The sequence below is a fragment of the Neisseria sp. HMSC065D04 genome (assembly GCF_001815675.1).
Lineage (GTDB): Bacteria > Pseudomonadota > Gammaproteobacteria > Burkholderiales > Neisseriaceae > Neisseria.
The window spans coordinates 12,323-29,146 of the sequence record NZ_KV821457.1 but is presented as its reverse complement, the minus strand read 5'-3'; the positions used below and the strand labels follow the sequence as shown (position 1 = coordinate 29,146).

Genomic DNA, 16,824 nt, shown 5'->3' with positions numbered 1-16,824 from the left:
CAGGGTAAGCCTAATCAGGGTAAGCCTAATCAGGCTGAGCCTAATCAGGCTGAGCCGACACTAGTAAATACTGATATTCAACAAGTACTGAAAGATAGTAAAGACGGAGATGTAGGGGACGATGTTCCCGAAGCGTCAGAGAGTGCGGAACCCATCAGCATCAACATCGGCGATTTTGCGATTACTGACGACTGGGAGCCTGAAGACAAAAAAGCGTTTAACGCAAAACTTCGCCGCTCACAAATCCCAAGCCTTGAAGACAAACGAATCAAAGACGCGCTGATTGAGTTTACAGGCTATTGGGGAGCAAGAGGCGATATGCAAACGCAGGCGATGTGGGAACACAAGTTTTTTCAATCGCTGACACGCTTAAAGGCAAGAGGCGAATTGGGCGCGGTAAGACAAGACCCTGCACATAAACGCTTGGATGTGCGAACTGCTGACGGTATGCCGGTAGTTAAAAAATCATCAGGGCTTCGACCATTGGGGAAATTTTGAAAATGACTGAGCAATTTGAAATCTTAGCAAGCCTGGAGGCAGAGCAGTCAGTGTTGGGGGCGATCCTGATCGACAACGATTCTGCAAACTTGCTGACAGACTTAACGCCAAATAATTTTTTCAGCGAAAAGAACGGCCTGATTTTCAAAACCGCCATGTCGATGATTTCAGACGGCCTGCCGGTAGATGTGATTACGCTTGATGCTGAACTTGGTAAGCGTGGATTGAGCGAAGAAACAGGCGGCCTTGCCTACCTGATTGACCTGCACCAAAACACGCCATCGGCGGCGAATGTTGGCCGATATGCGCGGCTGGTGTCAGAAAGTGCGGCAGAGCGTGAATTGCGATTCGCTGCTGAACAAATCGAAAGACTGGCGACAGAACGAGATGGCCGCTCAATCGCCGATAGACAGGCTGAGGCGGTTGCCCTGTTAGACAAAATCAGCGGCACGGCGGCAGGTAGAAGCGAGGAAATGAGCTACGAAGATGCGATAAGGGCAACACTGCATCACTGGGAGCGAATTTCCGAAACAGACGGAATGCTTGGTTTCTCGACTGGCTTCAGTAATTTGGACGAGGCAACAGGCGGCCTGCAACGCGGAAATCTGACAGTGATCGGCGCAAGGCCGGGTATGGGTAAATCGGTTCTTGCTGAAAACATTGCTCGGCACTGCGCGAAAAACGGCCTGTCAGTGCGCTTCCAAAGTTACGAGATGTCAGGCGTGGAACTAACCCAACGCGGAGCATCTGCTGAATATGCGATTGATTACGGCAGGCTGAAGAAATACCGCATGACACAAACGGAAACAGACAATTTTGCCCTGTATATCAACAAGGCGAGAAATTGGAAGTTTGTGATTAATACCGAGATGATCGGAATTGACACAATTGCCGCACGATGCCGATTAGAGAAGCGTAAATCAGGGCTTGACCTGCTTGTTGTAGACCATCTGCACCTGATGCCGCGGAAAGGCGTGAACGAGGTTGCCGAACTTGATGATATTACGGCACGGCTGAAACGCCTGGCGATGGAACTGCAAATTCACGTCTTGCTTGTTGCACAGCTTAACCGAGCGACAGAAAAGCAGGCAGACAAACGGCCAAGCCTTGCAGACCTCCGAGGAAGTGGCGGTATTGAACAAAACGCAAACTTGGTACTGATGCCATACCGTGAGGGCTACTACGATTCCGAAGCACCGCAAGGAACGGCGGAATTAATTATTGCGAAGAATCGAGACGGTGAGCGTGGTGTACTTGATTTGACGTGGGAGGGGCAATATCAAAGGTTTGGAGAGTATGAGTATTACAACTAAGCAAACCTGTTACCACTGCGCCCACGCGGATTTCAAAGCCGAATCGGAAAGCACCATGCGCGGGTTTGCGAAATGCACAAAGGCGCGAAATGCAGAGGAGCGGGCGACGTACTACCACGGCGGGCATATCTGCCATCTGAAAGACTTTTGGTCGGGTGGTAGCGGTTTTGAAGCCGCGCCGGCGGCGACGATGGCGAAGCGTAGAAGTGAATTTGAAAAATGGAGAACGAAAAAATGATGAAAGTGTGTAGCAGATGCGGGGAAGAAAAGCCGTTGAGCGAGTATCACAAAAGCGGCTTGGATGCCTATGGGAACAGTATGTTTAAGTCCAAATGCAAGGAGTGCGTCAGCATTGAGGCAAAGTATTACCGCGAAAACAACAAAGAGGCACTAAAACAAAAACGCCAAGAACTGCGAGAAAAGGCCGCTCCCGATGTGGGTGTCTTGATGCGCGAAGCGGCGCAAATGGCAAATCAGTCATTCCCACTTTTAAGCCCTGCCTACTGGAACACGGGCGCAGCTAAACGAGTTTACGAAGAATTGGGGTTGAAATGGACGTTTTAAGTTTGCCCTACCCTATCAGCACTAACCGTTATTGGCGGACGTTCCGAAACCGTCAAATCGTGAGCAAAGAGGCGGTGGCATACAAGGCGCGGGTTGCCGCCATCGCCACTGAAAACGGAATCAAACCGACCGCTAAGACGGTAAGCCTGACTGTGCAGCTAGTCCCAAAGGCAAACAAAGACGGGTCGGCAAGCAAAGTCTGTTTGGATTTGGATAACTGCCTGAAAGTCTGCCTTGACGCATTACAGGGCGTCGCCTACGAAAACGACAATCAAGTCAGGCGCATTGTTGCTGAATATGGCAGCGAACCGCTTGCAGGCGGCGGGTTGGTGGTAAGGGTCGAGGAGCTGGAATGAGCGCAATCAGAAAAGCCGCTAAAGGCGAGCAATGCACACTAAACATCGCTGGTGTGTGCAATTACAACCCCGAAACCGTCGTCTTTTGCCATTTCCCAAGCGAGACGCACGGCATGGGGCTGAAAAGCGATGACTTGAGCGGCGGTTTCGGGTGTAGCTCCTGTCATGACGTAATCGATGGTCGGTCGCATATCAAGTTGAGCCGCGAGGACAAAGAGTTTTATATGCGCCGGTCGCAATTCCGCACGATACGCCGCCTTGAAGAATTGGGGATTATCAGTGTGAAAGGCCGTCTGAAATGAACGAAGCGAAATTCCTACTGAAGCCGCAAAACAAAAAGGAAGTCATGCGGACGATTTGGGACAACCTGAACGGGTGGTTTGAAAACGGTAATTTAGACATCACGATCCGCCCGCACAAATCCAAACGGAGCGTCGAACAAAACCGCCGCTTATGGAAAATCTACGGGGAGTTGGCGGATAAGGCATGGGTAAACGGCAGGCGGTATAGCGCGGAAACGTGGCACGAGTATTGCAAAGGCGTGTTACTGGGCTTTGATATTAAAGCCATGCCCGACGGCACAGAAGTCAAAACGCCGATAAGCACGACAACGCTTAATACGGCTGAGATGACGGATTATCAAAACCGCTTGCAATCATGGGCGGCTGGGGAATTTGGAATAATTTGGGAGTTTTGATGTACAAGAACGTGGAACAAGTCTTACGAGATGTTTATAAAATTCAAGGTGTGCGAATGGAGCCGCTGAACAACACGGCGTCCGTCTGCGCATGGTGCGAAAGCAAGGGTGTGATGGGCGGCGGCGGGGATTTGACGCAAGCCGAAACACACGCGAACGCCGCGATGATTATCAGCCGCATAGAGCGCGTGTTAAACCGCTACGAGTTGGCGGCGGTAGAGTGTAAATACAGCAGCGACTTGAGCGGGATTATCGACCTGACGGCCTACATCGAAGAGCAAAACGACGGCGTGAATCTGTTACTGTGTGATGCGATATTGTCTAATCTGTTCACGGGATGCCCAAAACAGACAAATATTATGGACAGGTATGATGTGTCAAAAGCAACAGTATGGCGGCAACAAAAAAAAGTCAGTCAAATCATCGCTCGATTAGAAGAGACCGCGCAAATAAAACTCTATGACGAGTTTAAACGCTGTGGCATAATTTCATAACCCACATTACTACACAAAAAGGATGAAAAATGAAGAATCTGATTCTTGCTGTTGTTGTCGCTACTGGACTGGCAGGATGCGCGGCGGCGATTGAGCCGAATCAACAGCAGTTAGCGGCTGCGACATATCCAGACCCGATGCCGCCTAGTCAGTTTGAGAAGGCGATAAAAGAATGGGCGGTCGATAATCTTGTTGACCCTGATTCTATGAATATTCGCAGTGTTGACACAACACCAGCGCGTAAAGGGTGGATTGCGGCTTGTGCAAAAATTGATCCGTCAATGGGTAATTGTATGACGCGTATGTTTTACTTTGGTCATATCTTCAACGCGCGTATTAACGCAAAAAATCAGCATGGTGGATATACAGGCTTTAAGGACTACGCCTTTGTTGTGCGTGGCGACCAAATCAGCTATGGCGTTGAAACTGAAAAAATTTCTAATATGAAATTGTTCTAACATATTGACTGTGTGAAACCTTTTAGATACAATTATGTTATAGTTTGGAAATAGCTATATAAACCGCCTTTATTGGGCGGTTTTTGCGTTTTCAGGCGACCTGAATTTCAGGTTTTCTAGCCGTGCTGTAACTGGCAAAAGGCAAGGGGCGGCGTAGCCGCTAAGGAAGATGACGCGGACGCTTCCAAATAAACTAGGGGGTCGCGCCCCACTCTCCTTTGTTGACGCTCTTTAAAAACGCGGAGCAAGTGAAACAGCGTTTGCCCGGCCTAATGGTCGCCTGCCATGACAGGCTGTAAAGTGGTTCTTGCACATAGCCCCCTGCCGTTATCGGTATGGGGCTATCCATTTTTTCATGATGTATTACTCTCCTTTGCCGTCTAATTCTGATTAACATCGGAATCAGGCGGCTTTCTTTTTTCTGTGAGGTTCGATATGAGCGAGAAAGAAAAACGCCCTATCGGGCGTCCGACGAAGTATAGCCAAGAAATGGCTGATAAGATTTGCGAACAAATCGCGCATGGTAAAAGTTTGCGTGCCGTCTGTGCTGAAGATGGTATGCCACCAATGAAAACTATTTACCGTTGGCTGGAGGCTAACGAAGAGTTTCGCCATCAATACGCGCGCGCGAGAGATAAGCAGGCGGACTATTTCGCGGAAGAGATTATCGAGATTGCCGATAACGCGGAAGCAGAAAGCGCGTCAGTGGCAAAGGCTAAATTACAGATAGACGCCCGCAAATGGGCAGCGTCAAAGATTGCGCCGAAGAAATACGGCGACAAATCGGAACTTGATGTTAAGTCAAGCGATGGCAGTATGACGCCGACGGTGCGCTTAGATGCTGAAGAATATCGCAAGATAGCCAAAGAGGTTTTGGGAAAGGTTTAGCATAAAATGCTAATCTTATGAACGGCTACAATGCCATTTTTAATTAATCTTCCAAAGGAATTTAAAATAAAATGGCATTAGAGCAATTCAGCAAAGAAGAAATATCGGTCATCCGCGATTTAAGCTCTATCAATCTGTATATGTTCACGCGCTGGATGTTCCGTGAGCGTCGCGGTTATCAGTGGCTTCAGGCGCGGCACCATGAGTTAATCTGCGACGCGCTTGAGCGTGTCTTTAACGGCGAAACAAAACGGCTGATTATCAACATTCCGCCGCGTTATTCGAAAACGGAAATCGCGGTTGTGAACTTCATCGCGTGGGCGATGGGGCGTGTGCCTGATTGTGAGTTTATCCATGCGAGCTATTCGGCAACACTGGCGGTCAATAACTCTGTGCAAATCCGAAACTTGGTACAGCATGAGGAGTATCGGGCGATATTTCCGAATGTGGGACTTGAAAGCGAAAGCAGCAGCCATTGGAAGACGACCGCAGGCGGCGTAATGTACGCAACAGGTGCAGGCGGTACGATTACAGGTTTTGGCGCGGGTAAGCAACGGGACGGTTTCGGCGGGTGCATCATCATTGACGACCCCCACAAAGCTGACGAAGCCCGAAGCGAGGTCAGGCGGCAAAACATCATCGACTGGTTTCAAAACACGGTCGAATCGCGGAAGAATAGCCCTGACACGCCGATTATTCTAATCATGCAACGCCTGCACGAGAAAGATTTGGCGGGCTGGCTGCTTGACGGTGGCAACGGCGAAGAGTGGGAGCATTTGTGCTTATCCGCCATTCAGGAAGACGGTACGGCGTTGTGGCCTGAAAAGCACGACATCGAGACGCTGCGCCGCATGGAGCAAGCCGCGCCGTATGTGTTTGCCGGGCAGTATTTGCAACGCCCTGCCCCGCCCGATGGCGGTACATTCAAACCTGACAATCTGCAATTTGTGAAAGCCCTGCCCGCTGGAAATATCAGATGGGTGCGCGGATGGGACTTAGCGTCCACCGCAAACGACGGAGACTACACGGCAGGCGGCAGGCTTGGCGTTACAGAAGACGGGCGGTATATCATCGCCAATATCGTGCGCGGTCAGTACGGCGCAGACGAGCGGGATAGGATATTGCGAAACACGGCGCAGAAAGACGGCGTGAAAACAAAAGTGTCTATCCCACAAGACCCCGGGCAGGCGGGTAAATCGCAAACCCTGTATCTAACCCGTCAATTGGCGGGTTTTTCTGTATCTGCTAGTCCTGAATCGGGCGACAAGGTAACACGCGCCGAGCCGTTCGCGGCACAGGTCAACATCGGTAATGTGATGGTGTTGGATGACGGCACATGGGATACAGACGCGCTGATTGCTGAGATGCGTATGTTCCCAAACGGGCAGCACGACGACCAAATAGACTGTTTGAGCCGCGCATTTGGCGAGCTACTGGATACCCGTACGGGCATGATTGATTTTCTGCGTTCGCAGGTCGAGAAGAGCAAATGAGTAAAAAGACACCTTTATCACAAGGCTTTATTGCCCGCGTTGCTGCCGGTGTCCGTTATGCCTTTACCGGCAATGCGGATGCTTGGATGGACGCAGGCGAGCCTTTAGCCCCTGTCGCACAGCAGGCAGAGGGTCGGCGGTTCGATTATGAACCGTTCTACAACGTCGGGCATTCCAAGCCGCGTGAACGTGAGGCGATAGGCTTTGCGCAATTACGCGCGCTTGCCGATAACTACGACGTGTTGCGCTTGGTCATCGAGAAGCGCAAAGACCAAATGGAGAGTTTGAAATGGACGATCCAAAAGCGTGATATTGAGTCAACCAAAGCCAACGAATCACAGCGCAAAGACCGAAAGGTCGATGAAGCAATCGCATTTTTTCAGTCGCCTGACAAAGAACATACATGGGCGGACTGGCTGCGTATCTTGCTGGAAGACCTGTTCGTTATTGACGCGCCGTGCATCTATCCGCGTAAGACACTTGGCGGCGACTTATACGCCCTTGAAGTGATAGACGGCGCAACGATTAAGCGCGTGTTGGATAACACGGGGCGTATGCCATTGCCGCCCGATACAGCGTATCAGCAAATATTGCACGGCATGGCAGCGGTTGACTACACAGCGGACGAGTTGATTTACCGTTCGCGGAATAACCGAAGCTACAAGGTTTACGGCTATTCGCCTGTCGAGCAAATCATCATGACCGTGAACATTGCCCTAAAACGGCAACTTCACGCGCTTGAGTATTACACAGTGGGCAGTGTGCCCGATGCTTTGGTTGGTGTGCCTGAAGCGTGGTCGGCTGACGAAATTCGGCGATTCCAAGAATACTGGGATTTGCTGTTGTCGGGCGAGACGGCGGAACGGCGCAAAATGCGTTTCGTGCCGGGCGAGTTATCCCGAAACTTCAAGGAGACTAAGCAGCCGCCGCTAAAAGACGTTTACGACGAATGGTTGGCGCGTGTCGTCTGCTTCGCGTTTAGTGTTGAGCCTACCCCGTTCGTGGCACAGGTAAACCGAAGCGTAGCGGAAACGAGCCGCGAACAATCGTTGTCCGACGGCATGAGCAGCCTGAAGAACTGGGTGAAAGCCCTGATTGATGACGTGCTTGCCCGCTACATGGATATGGCGGCGTATGAGTTTGTTTGGCGGGAGGAAGAATCACTCAACCCGAAAGAACAGGCGGAAATCTACGCCATCTACAAAAACGCAGGCATCTTAGCCGCTGACGAAATCCGCGCCGAACTGGGTAAGGAGCCGTTACCGGAACAAGAACAGCCTGTTCCGAATAAGCAAGACGACCAACGGCCTGAAGAGCAGCCGAACCAAGAGGCTGAAAAACTGGGAAAGTCGGAAAGCCCAATGAGCGAAGCCGAAGCCGCCGCGCTTATTGAGGCTTATTTGCTGACGCGTGTGGACGGCATGGCTGAACAAATCGCCGCGCTGATTGATGGTGCTGCTGTTGACTGGCAGGCCGATGACCTGACCGCCGAACTGAATCGGGTAGCCAAAATCATTACCGACGGTTTGGATTTCGGCGACTGGGCGGGCTTGTCCGATGTGGTCGAGCCGATAATCAGGCGGGCGGCGGAAGATGGGGCGGTTGCTGCATTGTTGCAGGTAATGCCTGACCCCGCCGTCGGCATGGTTACGAATATTCGCAGCCGTGCCGTCAAGTGGGCGCATGACCGAGCCGCCGAAATGGTCGGCATGAAGTGGGTGGGCGGCGAGCTTATCCAAAACCCTGCCGCCGAGTGGCAAATCACAGAGGGAACGCGCGACATGATACGCGCCCAAGTGGTCGAGGCCATGCAAAACGGCGACAGCGTGCAGGAGTTGGCGGGTCGCCTGAAAGAATCCCATGCCTTTAGTAATGCCCGCGCCCGTACCATTGCCCGAACTGAGACGGCGATAGCGGATAACGCAGGCAACTTGATAGGCTGGGCGGAAACAGGGCTTGTTGCCGGAAAGCGGTGGATAACCGCTGAAGACGACAAGGTATCAGAAATCTGCAACACCAACGGCAAGATGGGCGTGATTGGGCTGCATGAGCATTTCGCACATGGCGGCATGACACCGCCCGCCCACCCTAATTGCAGATGTACGGTCGTGCCTGTTTTGGCAGAGGATATGCCGAAAGTTTAGTTTTTACTGGTGGTAGTGATGGGTTTGCCGCTCTCTTTACGGGGGCGGCTTTTTTTGGAGTACAGAATGGCAAAGTTATACGCAGAAATCGCCAAGATGGAAGCGCAGGACGACGGCACCGTCAAAGTTTGGGGTTACGCCTCAAGCGAAGCGGTCGATTCGGACGGCGAAGTCATCGCGGCGGAAGCTATGAAAGCGGCCATTCCCGACTATATGAAGTTTGGCGCGGTGCGTGAAATGCACGGCTCAAACGCGGCGGGAACGGCTATTGAGATTAATGTAGAAGACGACGGGCGCACGTTCTTTGGCGCGCATATCGTTGACCCTGTTGCCGTGACGAAAGTCAAAACAGGCGTTTACAAAGGCTTTTCAATCGGCGGCAGCGTTACCGCCCGCGACGAGTTGAATAAGTCGCAAATTACGGGCTTGAAGCTGACAGAAATCAGCCTTGTTGACCGCCCTGCTAATCCCGACGCGGTGTTTACCTGCTTTAAGGCGGACAAGCCCAAAGACGATGAAGAAACGACGGATAAGGACGACGAGTCAGCCGACAAAGCCGACGAAACGCCAGACGACGATGCCGAAAAGGCAGACGGCGACAAGAAAGATGACAAAGAAGACGACAAGAAAGACGAAGCCGAGAAATCGGCAAGCGTTGAATTGTCCGAATCTGAAATCGCTATCTTGAAAGCAGTTTTGGCAAAGGCTGAGAAGCCGAAAGACGAGCCTGTCGCTAAATCAATGTGGCAAGTCAAATCGTTAGCCGATGTGTTGGCGTCGCTGAAATGGCTGATTGAGGACGCTATCTATGACGATGTGGACGCGGCTGTTATCGCGCAAATCAAAGAATCAGCGGGCAGCCTCGCCGAATCGCTGAAAGCCTTGACGGTAAGCGAAGCTGACAAGCTGGTCGATGGTTTAGCAGCCAAAGCCGATAAATCAGACGACCTTGCTAAAGCCGAATCGGCAGACGAACTGGCAAAAGCACAAGACGCGCTGAAGAAATCGAATGACGCCCTTGCTAAAGCGCAGGCGGAAATCGAAAGTCTGAAGAAACAGGCAGCACCGCCGAAAGGCAGTACCAAAGCCATCGGCAAGGCAGAGGATAACGGCGAAGACCCGCTGAACGGTTTTCAGCCGATTGTAAAGAATGACGGTTCGCTTGATGATGTGGCAACACTCGTCAAGGCAGCACACGCAGGCCGTCTGTAACACCGCTTACAGGCGGTTTTTTTATTTTCAGGAGCTATAAATGAACGTGAATCAAATCACTCAAGAAACGCTTGAACTCATGAAGTCAGCACAAACGAACGGCGAGCCGCTGAATAAAAATTTTACTCAGCCGACCAGTTTTACCACAGGTCTGCAAACCTACGACCTTTCCGCGCCGTCTCAAAAACTCTATCCGGTATTGACCCCTTTGCGTAACCGTATCCCCCGCGTGGGTGGCGGCCGCACCATCGGTTCGAACTGGAAAGCCATTACTAACATCAACGTCGGCAATCAACGCGCGGGGGTTAGCGAAGGTAAACGCGGCGGGGCTATCAATCACGAACTGGTTGAACGAAACGCCCAATTCCGCGGCATCGGTCTTGAAAAAAAGGTACCTTTTGAATCGCAATACGCTGCACGCGGTTTTGAGGACTTAAGAGCGTTGGCAGTTGCCCAGACTCTGCAAGCAACTATGATTGAGGAAGAAAAGATTTTGCTGGGCGGTAACACCAGCCTAAAAGCAGGCGTTACCCCTACTCCGACCGCTGTCGCTTCTAACGACGCGCTGGGTAAAATCAGCACTTCCAGTCTGTCCATCGTCTGTGTGGCTTTGGGCTTGCTGGCATACTGGGACGTCGCAGGCGCAAACAACGGCGCAATCGGTCAAGGTCTGAACATCAAAACTGCCCAAGTTCCCGCCAAAATCACTCGCCCAAACGCTGACGGCTCTACCGATACATTCGGCGGCGGTTCTGCCCAAAAATCTGCGGCTGCTTCCGTTTCCGGTGTTGGTACAGGCAAAAAAGTAACCGCCATGATTCCAGCCGTTCGCGGCGCGGTCGCCTACGCTTGGTACTGGGGTGCAGCCGGTTCTGAAAAACTGGGCGCAATTACCACTGCCGCCAAAGTGGAAATTTTGGCAGACGCCGAGGGTACTCAAACCGCTGCTTCCCTGCCGTCTGAAGACAATTCCACTTCCATCTTGGAGTTTGACGGCCTGTTGACCCAAATCGCCCTGCCTGATTCAGGCGCGTTCTGGTCGGACAACAAAGGCAACGGCTTGACTTCCGACGGCGCGGGCGGTGTGTATGAATTTGAAGAAGCGTTCGCGCATTTCTTTACCCGTTACCGCTTGTCGCCCGATACCATCTACATCAACGCCCGCGATTTGGCAGCGCTGACTAAGCTGATTATCGGCAACGGCGGCGCGCCGCTGATTAAGTTGAAAGTGGACATCGAAAACGCCAATAGCATCCGCGCGGGTGTGGTGGTCGGTTCGTACCTGAACAAAATCACAGGCGACGAACTGAATATCGTGGTACACCCGAACTTGCCGGCTGGTACTTACCTGTTCTACTCGAGCCGTCTGCCGGGATACGTTCAAGGCATCGGCAACTTGCTGCAAGTGCTTACACGCCAAGAGTATTACCAAATCGAATGGCCGCTGCGCTCCCGTGAATATGAATACGGCGTCTATGCGGACGAGTTGCTGCAAGGTATGTTCATGCCTGCGTTTGGTATGATTACCAACGCCGCCTAACCCTAACAAGGTCGTCTGAAATTCAGGCGGCCTTTTCTTTTGGAGAATCGAAATGACAGAAATGGTTAAATTACAAGCCCCTGAGGGCTTTACCGATGTTTCCTTTGGCAGCCAAAGCTACGAAGTGGACGAAAACGGCGTTGTCGAAGTTCCTGCTGAGGCGGCGCAATTCCTGTATCAGTTCGGCTTCGGCAACGTTGCTGCTGAAGCTGTCGAAACTGAAGAGCCTGAAAAAACCAAGCGCGGACGCAAAGCCAAGACCGAGCAGCCGGCAGAACAGCCAGCCGAACAGACTGAAACTGTTGAAGCGGTAGAGCCTGCCGAAGCCGAACAGGCTGAAGCTGAGCAAGCCGCCGAACCTGAAAAGGCTGAATAACGATGACCGCCCTTGTCTCTCTTGAGTTGTTCAAGCAGCGGCTAGGTGTTACCCACGATAAGCAGGATGCGTATTTCCAAACCCTGCTTGACGGGGTATCGGCGGCTGTCGAAGCCTACATCGGGCGCAAACTGAAAGCGACGGACTACGTCGAGCGTTACAACGGCAACGGCAAAAACCGCATCGTCCTGAATCAATATCCCGTCCTGTCTGTGTCGTCCGTGAAAATCAACGGGCGCATGGCGAACGACTGGGATTTTGATAACTGGCTGCTGATACGCCATGCCTGTTTTGCGCAGGGAATCCGAAACGTCGAGGTATCGTACCGCGCGGGCTATGAAACCATACCCGCCGATATTCAGGAAGCCATCTTGATTATCGCAACGCAGCGGATGAACGAAATCGAGAACAAGGGCGTACAGTCGAAAACGCTTGCAGGCGAGACCATCGCTTTTTCTACGTTCAGCGATTCGGGCGGTATGCCGCCGTCGGCGTTTGCGATACTCAACGAGTATAAACGGAAAGGCGTGTAATGCTTAGGATGGAGTTTATCGGCGGCGATGTTTTGGCGGCGGTGTTGCGCTCTTACGGCGACAAGGTTCAGACGGCTATTGTGCAGTCTGTCGGTCGGTCGGCGTTGCGTTTACAGCGCGAGGTTATGCAAAACCGCCTGTCAGGGCAGGTGTTGAATGTACAGACGGGTAATCTGCGTCGGTCGATACATCAACGGGTAACCAGTTCGGGCGGTGCGGTAATCGGCGAGGTAAACACGAACGTCCGCTACGGCAAGGCGCATGAATATGGCTTTGCGGGGACGGTCAATGTGAAAGCCTCTTTGCGTCAGGTTCGCCAAGCGTTCGGACGCCCGCTGAAATCTCCGCGATACGTTCAGGTGCGCGCGCATTCCCGTAATGTCCGCCTGCCTGAACGGTCGTTCCTGCGGTCGGCTTTGCGCGATATGAAGCCGATGATTGAAACGGATTTGCAAAAATCTATTGAGGAGGCATTGCGATGAACCGCGAAGCGATTTATTCCGCGCTGTGGGCAAAGCTGGACGCATTGGACGGCTTTGTAACCAAAAGCCGCAAACTGTTGCACTGGAACGACGTGAAACGCTACGACCAGCCCGCGTTATTCATGGCGCAGGGCGATATGCAGGCAGTAACGTTGACAGGGCAGGAAACCAAGTGGATTTTGCGCGTCGATGTGTATCTGTACGTCCAAACATCAGGCGAGCCGCCCGCGCCCATTATGAATCCACTGATTGACGCGGTGTGCGATACCGTGAACGCCGTCCACCCTATCACGGGCAAGACGGCTTTGGTGGTCGATGGTGCGGACATTGAGTATTGCCGCGTCGAGGGTACAGTGGAAACAGACGAAGGAACGCTTGGCGAGCAGGCGGTCTGTATTATCCCGATTATGATTTGCGCCGCGTAATGCGGTTTTATTTTGGAAAGGAAATGTCATGCAGTTGACGTTTGGTAGCGGCGAGGTTTTCGCCGAAATGATTACGGATGCTTACGGCAACCGTGTACAGAACGCAACGCCCGTGCGAATCATGGGCTTGCAGGAAATGTCCGTCGATTTGTCGGCGGAGTTGAAAGAGTTCTACGGTCAAAACCGCTTTGCTTTGGCGGTTGCGCAAGGTAAGGTCAAAGTGTCGGGTAAATTCAAAGGCGCACTGATTAACGGTCTCGCCCTGAATACCCTGTTCTTCGGCGCGGAATATGCGACCGGTACGATGAAAGCCCTTTGGGCGGATGTTGCCGGTAAAGCCATCCCCGCAAGCGGCGCATATACCGTCCAAGCAACCGCCCCTAACGGCGGACGCTTCGTTGAGGATGCGGGCGTGATGGGTAGCGACGGCACGGCATACATCAAGGTCGCCAGCAATCCGCAGGCGGGTCAATACATGGTGTCTGCAACAGGTTTATACACCTTTGCTGAAGCGGATAAGGGCAAGACCGTCTATCCGAGCTTTACCTACACCCAAACCATGCCGTCAGCCAAGAAACTTGAACTGACTAACTTAGCGATGGGTAACACGCCGACCTTTAAACTGAAATACCTGACACAGTTCAAAGGCAAAAAAGCCCTGTTGGAACTGGAAAGCGTAACCAGTGGCAAACTGGGCTTGTTCTCAACCAAAAACGACGACTTTTCCGTCCCTGAAATCGACTTCACGGCGCAAACCGATGAAGCGGGCTTTAAAGTCGGCACGTTGTGGGTCCAAGAGTAATCCGACAGACCGTCCGAAAGGGCGGTCTTTTTATTTGACCTGAACCAAGGAAACAAAAATGACAGTACGAATTAAAGGCGTAACCGTTGAACTGAACGGCACAAATTACGTTATCCCACCTATCGCACTTGGCGCACTGGAGCAGTTGCAAGAACGTATCGGCACATTTGACGGCAACGTCCAAGACGCAAAACAAATCTCTACCGTTATTGACTGCGCCCATGCAGCCATGCGTCGCAACTATCCCGACATGACGCGCGAAGAAGTCGCCGACTTAATCGACATCGGCAACATGAACGAAGTGTTTGCCGCTGTAATGGATGTTTCAGGCTTGAAACGCAAAGAGCAGGAAGCCGCACAAGCGGGGGAAGCTCAGGCGGCGGACTGAGTTTCGGCGCGATGATTGCCCACGTCTGTGCCTCTACCGGCTGGACGTGGGACTACGTCGCCGACAACTTGGATTTGCCGCGCATACAGCATTTGAACGAGTATTGGCGCGAACACCCGCCCGTACATATCTTGGTAGCGTCGTACATGGGCATTAAGCCGTCGTCAGGCAGCGCACAAAGCGAAGCGGACGAAGCCGAAGCCATCAGTATGCTTGGCGGTAACGAACTGCCAAAAGAAGAATTTGACGCTCTACTGAAAGCGAAAGGAATCATCTAAATGGGCAATGCGATTTTCCCCACGTTTCCCGGCTTGAAGTGGGGGCGGAAGAAAACGGCGATGTGGAGTACCGGGACGCAGAAATCGGCAAGCGGCCGTGAATTGCGAACCGCCTACTACACCTACCCGCAATGGCGGTTTTCGCTGTCGTTTGAAGTACTGCGGACAAAAGCGTCCGTAAACGAATTGGAGCAACTGGCGGGCTTCTTTAATGCCCGCAAAGGCAGCTTCGAAAGTTTCCTTTACGAAGACCCGACCGATAACGCGGTAACCGACCAGCCTATCGGAAACACGGTGCAGGGCGTTACGCGCTATCAGCTTGTCCGTTCGATGGGCGGTTTTATTGAGCCTGTATTGGCAGTCAAAGAACGACCCGCTGTCAAAGTGGGCGGCGTGGCTTTGACTTATGGGCGCGATTATTCCGTTACCGACAAGGGTGTCTTGGTTTTCAACACACCGCAAACGCCGGGCCGCCCGATTACATGGACGGGCGGTTTTTATTTCCGCGTGCGATTCACATCTGACACAGTGGATTTTGAAAACGTTTTGGGCAGCCTGTGGGCAGCCAAAAAGATTGAGTTTACGAGCGTGAAGTTATGAAGACAGCGACAAAAGAACTGATTGACTTGCTACACGGTAGCGACGAGTTTCAGATGGCGGATTTATACACCATCACGCTTTCGGGCGGGCAGGTGCTGCGCCATACCAGCGCAGATATGCCCGTCGTTTGGGATGGACAGACCTACGAAGCGCATAAGCTGATTATCAAGCGCGGGGCAACCCGTATCGCTGTCGGATTGGACGTGGATTCCAACACACTGCAAATCGCTTCCGACCCTGATTACAGGCTTGAGGGACTGCAATGGGCGGAGGCTGCTCTAGGCGGTGTATTGGACGGCGCACGGGTCAAGATAGACCGCGTTTTCTTTGGCGTCGGTGCGTCATCTATTGGCAATATGGTTGAGGACGCAAACACCGTCTTAGAGGTTTCTGGCGTGAATCGAACCGAGACAAAAACGCTGCAAGTTCGTGGCGATTTACCGAATGAATTTGTCTTGTCATGCGACATCGCGCTTGAAAACGCAACGTCAATCTATGGCAAGCCCTACCCGCGAATCGGTGCTGAATTGTCTGTTACCTATACGGACAATTCCGTCGGCTATTTTAGCTGCTGGTACGAAGATGCGGTCAGCGGTAGTACAAAAACGCTGTCTGATCGCATTTCGGCAAGACACGCAATCCCCGCAGGCAAAACGGTCAAGGAAATCCGCAGCCTGATTATACAGGCACGATACCAAACGTCCGATTCCATTCGGATTTCGGGTGTTGATTTGCGGTCGGCTGCCGATGTTGACGGCTCTCTTGCCGAACTTCGCCCTGTCGGTGCTGTAAATATCTTTTCGGGGCGCGTGTCGGATGTATCGGGTAGTAGGTCGTCGGTAAAGGTTGACGTCAAATCTGACATCGAGCTTTTGAACGTATCAAGCCCGCGCAACATCTATCAGGCAGGTTGCATGAGGACGCTCTATGACGAGGGCTGCAAGGTCAACCGCGAGAAATTCACGGTGGACGGTCGTGTAACTGAAAACAGCCAAACAGGCAATGCGCTAAAACACAATCTGACGCAGCCTGACGGGTGGTTCTCGCAGGGCGTGATTAAGTTCACGAGCGGGCGAAACGCAGGCTTGAGCAGGACGGTTAAAGCACATAATGGCAATACGTTCGAGTTTGCCCTGCGCCTGCCCTATCCACCGCAAGCGGGTGATGTGTTTAAGGTTTATCCGGGCTGCAACAAACGTCAGGATACCTGTAAAAACAAATTTAACAACGTCGTGCATTTTCGCGGATTCCCGTATATCCCGTCTGCTGACACGGTGGTTTAA

23 protein-coding genes are annotated in these 16,824 nt (G+C 52.3%); all 23 read left to right on the top strand.

What is annotated here, in order from left to right; translation table 11 throughout:
- Positions 1-498 (top strand): DnaT-like ssDNA-binding domain-containing protein (locus HMPREF3050_RS14505; RefSeq protein WP_210399902.1); only part of this gene is annotated, 498 nt, incomplete at its 5' end.
- Between the two features lie 2 nt (positions 499-500).
- Positions 501-1,811 carry a replicative DNA helicase gene (locus HMPREF3050_RS00400; protein ID WP_070773086.1) on the top strand — a complete coding sequence of 437 codons (1,311 nt, stop codon included), beginning with the start codon at positions 501-503 and terminating at the stop codon, positions 1,809-1,811.
- Positions 1,795-2,049 carry a hypothetical protein gene (locus HMPREF3050_RS00395; RefSeq protein ID WP_070773085.1) on the top strand — a complete coding sequence of 85 codons (255 nt, stop codon included), beginning with the start codon at positions 1,795-1,797 and terminating at the stop codon, positions 2,047-2,049. The genes HMPREF3050_RS00400 and HMPREF3050_RS00395 overlap by 17 nt, the downstream gene beginning before the upstream one ends.
- A gap of 80 nt (positions 2,050-2,129) precedes the next feature.
- Positions 2,130-2,375, top strand: a complete 246-nt coding sequence (locus HMPREF3050_RS00390; RefSeq protein ID WP_141758366.1) for a hypothetical protein — start codon at positions 2,130-2,132, stop codon at positions 2,373-2,375.
- Positions 2,363-2,731 carry a RusA family crossover junction endodeoxyribonuclease gene (locus HMPREF3050_RS00385; RefSeq protein WP_070773081.1) on the top strand — a complete coding sequence of 123 codons (369 nt, stop codon included), beginning with the start codon at positions 2,363-2,365 and terminating at the stop codon, positions 2,729-2,731. The genes HMPREF3050_RS00390 and HMPREF3050_RS00385 overlap by 13 nt, the downstream gene beginning before the upstream one ends.
- On the top strand, positions 2,728-3,033 hold the full coding sequence (locus HMPREF3050_RS00380) for a DUF1364 domain-containing protein (protein WP_070773079.1): 306 nt from the start codon (positions 2,728-2,730) through the stop codon (positions 3,031-3,033). The genes HMPREF3050_RS00385 and HMPREF3050_RS00380 overlap by 4 nt, the downstream gene beginning before the upstream one ends.
- Complete coding sequence (locus HMPREF3050_RS00375; protein ID WP_070773077.1) at positions 3,030-3,428, top strand: recombination protein NinB; 399 nt, start codon at positions 3,030-3,032, stop codon at positions 3,426-3,428. Before HMPREF3050_RS00380 ends, HMPREF3050_RS00375 begins: the two co-directional genes overlap by 4 nt.
- Before the next feature lie 56 nt (positions 3,429-3,484).
- Entirely contained in the window at positions 3,485-3,922 is a 438-nt protein-coding gene (locus HMPREF3050_RS00370; RefSeq protein ID WP_246830194.1) for a hypothetical protein, read from the top strand.
- Between the two features lie 29 nt (positions 3,923-3,951).
- A complete protein-coding gene (locus HMPREF3050_RS00365) occupies positions 3,952-4,380 on the top strand; it encodes a hypothetical protein (protein ID WP_070773069.1) in 429 nt (142 codons plus the stop codon).
- Positions 4,381-4,815: 435 nt separating this feature from the next.
- Positions 4,816-5,268 (top strand): terminase small subunit-like protein, encoded by a 453-nt coding sequence (locus HMPREF3050_RS00360; RefSeq protein ID WP_070773068.1) that lies wholly within the window; start codon positions 4,816-4,818, stop codon positions 5,266-5,268.
- Between the two features lie 71 nt (positions 5,269-5,339).
- A complete protein-coding gene (gene terL / locus HMPREF3050_RS00355) occupies positions 5,340-6,761 on the top strand; it encodes a phage terminase large subunit (protein ID WP_070773066.1) in 1,422 nt (473 codons plus the stop codon).
- On the top strand, positions 6,758-8,905 hold the full coding sequence (locus HMPREF3050_RS00350; RefSeq protein ID WP_070773064.1) for a phage portal protein: 2,148 nt from the start codon (positions 6,758-6,760) through the stop codon (positions 8,903-8,905). The genes terL and HMPREF3050_RS00350 overlap by 4 nt, the downstream gene beginning before the upstream one ends.
- Before the next feature lie 66 nt (positions 8,906-8,971).
- Positions 8,972-10,117, top strand: coding sequence for an HK97 family phage prohead protease (locus HMPREF3050_RS00345; protein WP_070773063.1), 1,146 nt, complete (start codon positions 8,972-8,974; stop codon positions 10,115-10,117).
- A gap of 40 nt (positions 10,118-10,157) precedes the next feature.
- Positions 10,158-11,657, top strand: coding sequence for a hypothetical protein (locus HMPREF3050_RS00340; RefSeq protein ID WP_070773061.1), 1,500 nt, complete (start codon positions 10,158-10,160; stop codon positions 11,655-11,657).
- Positions 11,658-11,718: 61 nt separating this feature from the next.
- Complete coding sequence (locus tag HMPREF3050_RS00335) at positions 11,719-12,033, top strand: hypothetical protein (protein ID WP_246830193.1); 315 nt, start codon at positions 11,719-11,721, stop codon at positions 12,031-12,033.
- A 2-nt stretch (positions 12,034-12,035) separates the two neighbouring features.
- The gene (locus tag HMPREF3050_RS00330; protein WP_070773056.1) at positions 12,036-12,566 is read left to right on the top strand and encodes a head-tail connector protein; all 531 of its coding nucleotides are present in this window, start codon (positions 12,036-12,038) and stop codon (positions 12,564-12,566) included.
- Positions 12,566-13,048: an HK97 gp10 family phage protein gene (locus tag HMPREF3050_RS00325; RefSeq protein ID WP_070773054.1), complete on the top strand. Its 483-nt coding sequence runs from the start codon at positions 12,566-12,568 to the stop codon at positions 13,046-13,048. The genes HMPREF3050_RS00330 and HMPREF3050_RS00325 overlap by 1 nt, the downstream gene beginning before the upstream one ends.
- Entirely contained in the window at positions 13,045-13,473 is a 429-nt protein-coding gene (locus HMPREF3050_RS00320) for a hypothetical protein (protein ID WP_070773052.1), read from the top strand. Before HMPREF3050_RS00325 ends, HMPREF3050_RS00320 begins: the two co-directional genes overlap by 4 nt.
- 28 nt (positions 13,474-13,501) lie before the next feature.
- The gene (locus HMPREF3050_RS00315; RefSeq protein ID WP_070773050.1) at positions 13,502-14,275 is read left to right on the top strand and encodes a hypothetical protein; all 774 of its coding nucleotides are present in this window, start codon (positions 13,502-13,504) and stop codon (positions 14,273-14,275) included.
- A gap of 58 nt (positions 14,276-14,333) precedes the next feature.
- Positions 14,334-14,663 (top strand): hypothetical protein, encoded by a 330-nt coding sequence (locus HMPREF3050_RS00310; protein ID WP_070773049.1) that lies wholly within the window; start codon positions 14,334-14,336, stop codon positions 14,661-14,663.
- An 11-nt stretch (positions 14,664-14,674) separates the two neighbouring features.
- Positions 14,675-14,941, top strand: coding sequence for a hypothetical protein (locus HMPREF3050_RS00305; protein WP_070773047.1), 267 nt, complete (start codon positions 14,675-14,677; stop codon positions 14,939-14,941).
- Positions 14,942-15,541, top strand: a complete 600-nt coding sequence (locus HMPREF3050_RS00300; RefSeq protein WP_070773045.1) for a DUF2460 domain-containing protein — start codon at positions 14,942-14,944, stop codon at positions 15,539-15,541. It begins immediately after the preceding gene.
- Complete coding sequence (locus HMPREF3050_RS14955; protein ID WP_246830192.1) at positions 15,538-16,824, top strand: baseplate hub domain-containing protein; 1,287 nt, start codon at positions 15,538-15,540, stop codon at positions 16,822-16,824. Before HMPREF3050_RS00300 ends, HMPREF3050_RS14955 begins: the two co-directional genes overlap by 4 nt.

Coding starts and splice junctions, on each gene's coding strand:
- HMPREF3050_RS00335 (WP_246830193.1), top strand. CDS start 11,719: ATGGTTAAATTACAAGCCCCTGAGGGCTTTACCGATGTTTCCTTTGGC.
- HMPREF3050_RS14955 (WP_246830192.1), top strand. CDS start 15,538: ATGAAGACAGCGACAAAAGAACTGATTGACTTGCTACACGGTAGCGAC.
- HMPREF3050_RS00365 (WP_070773069.1), top strand. CDS start 3,952: ATGAAGAATCTGATTCTTGCTGTTGTTGTCGCTACTGGACTGGCAGGA.
- HMPREF3050_RS00395 (WP_070773085.1), top strand. CDS start 1,795: ATGAGTATTACAACTAAGCAAACCTGTTACCACTGCGCCCACGCGGAT.
- HMPREF3050_RS00305 (WP_070773047.1), top strand. CDS start 14,675: ATGATTGCCCACGTCTGTGCCTCTACCGGCTGGACGTGGGACTACGTC.
- HMPREF3050_RS00390 (WP_141758366.1), top strand. CDS start 2,130: ATGTTTAAGTCCAAATGCAAGGAGTGCGTCAGCATTGAGGCAAAGTAT.
- HMPREF3050_RS00340 (WP_070773061.1), top strand. CDS start 10,158: ATGAACGTGAATCAAATCACTCAAGAAACGCTTGAACTCATGAAGTCA.
- HMPREF3050_RS00320 (WP_070773052.1), top strand. CDS start 13,045: ATGAACCGCGAAGCGATTTATTCCGCGCTGTGGGCAAAGCTGGACGCA.
- HMPREF3050_RS00315 (WP_070773050.1), top strand. CDS start 13,502: ATGCAGTTGACGTTTGGTAGCGGCGAGGTTTTCGCCGAAATGATTACG.
- HMPREF3050_RS00310 (WP_070773049.1), top strand. CDS start 14,334: ATGACAGTACGAATTAAAGGCGTAACCGTTGAACTGAACGGCACAAAT.
- HMPREF3050_RS00375 (WP_070773077.1), top strand. CDS start 3,030: ATGAACGAAGCGAAATTCCTACTGAAGCCGCAAAACAAAAAGGAAGTC.
- HMPREF3050_RS00345 (WP_070773063.1), top strand. CDS start 8,972: ATGGCAAAGTTATACGCAGAAATCGCCAAGATGGAAGCGCAGGACGAC.
- HMPREF3050_RS00380 (WP_070773079.1), top strand. CDS start 2,728: ATGAGCGCAATCAGAAAAGCCGCTAAAGGCGAGCAATGCACACTAAAC.
- HMPREF3050_RS00300 (WP_070773045.1), top strand. CDS start 14,942: ATGGGCAATGCGATTTTCCCCACGTTTCCCGGCTTGAAGTGGGGGCGG.
- HMPREF3050_RS00385 (WP_070773081.1), top strand. CDS start 2,363: ATGGACGTTTTAAGTTTGCCCTACCCTATCAGCACTAACCGTTATTGG.
- HMPREF3050_RS00325 (WP_070773054.1), top strand. CDS start 12,566: ATGCTTAGGATGGAGTTTATCGGCGGCGATGTTTTGGCGGCGGTGTTG.
- HMPREF3050_RS00370 (WP_246830194.1), top strand. CDS start 3,485: ATGGAGCCGCTGAACAACACGGCGTCCGTCTGCGCATGGTGCGAAAGC.
- terL (WP_070773066.1), top strand. CDS start 5,340: ATGGCATTAGAGCAATTCAGCAAAGAAGAAATATCGGTCATCCGCGAT.
- HMPREF3050_RS00350 (WP_070773064.1), top strand. CDS start 6,758: ATGAGTAAAAAGACACCTTTATCACAAGGCTTTATTGCCCGCGTTGCT.
- HMPREF3050_RS00330 (WP_070773056.1), top strand. CDS start 12,036: ATGACCGCCCTTGTCTCTCTTGAGTTGTTCAAGCAGCGGCTAGGTGTT.
- HMPREF3050_RS00360 (WP_070773068.1), top strand. CDS start 4,816: ATGAGCGAGAAAGAAAAACGCCCTATCGGGCGTCCGACGAAGTATAGC.
- HMPREF3050_RS00400 (WP_070773086.1), top strand. CDS start 501: ATGACTGAGCAATTTGAAATCTTAGCAAGCCTGGAGGCAGAGCAGTCA.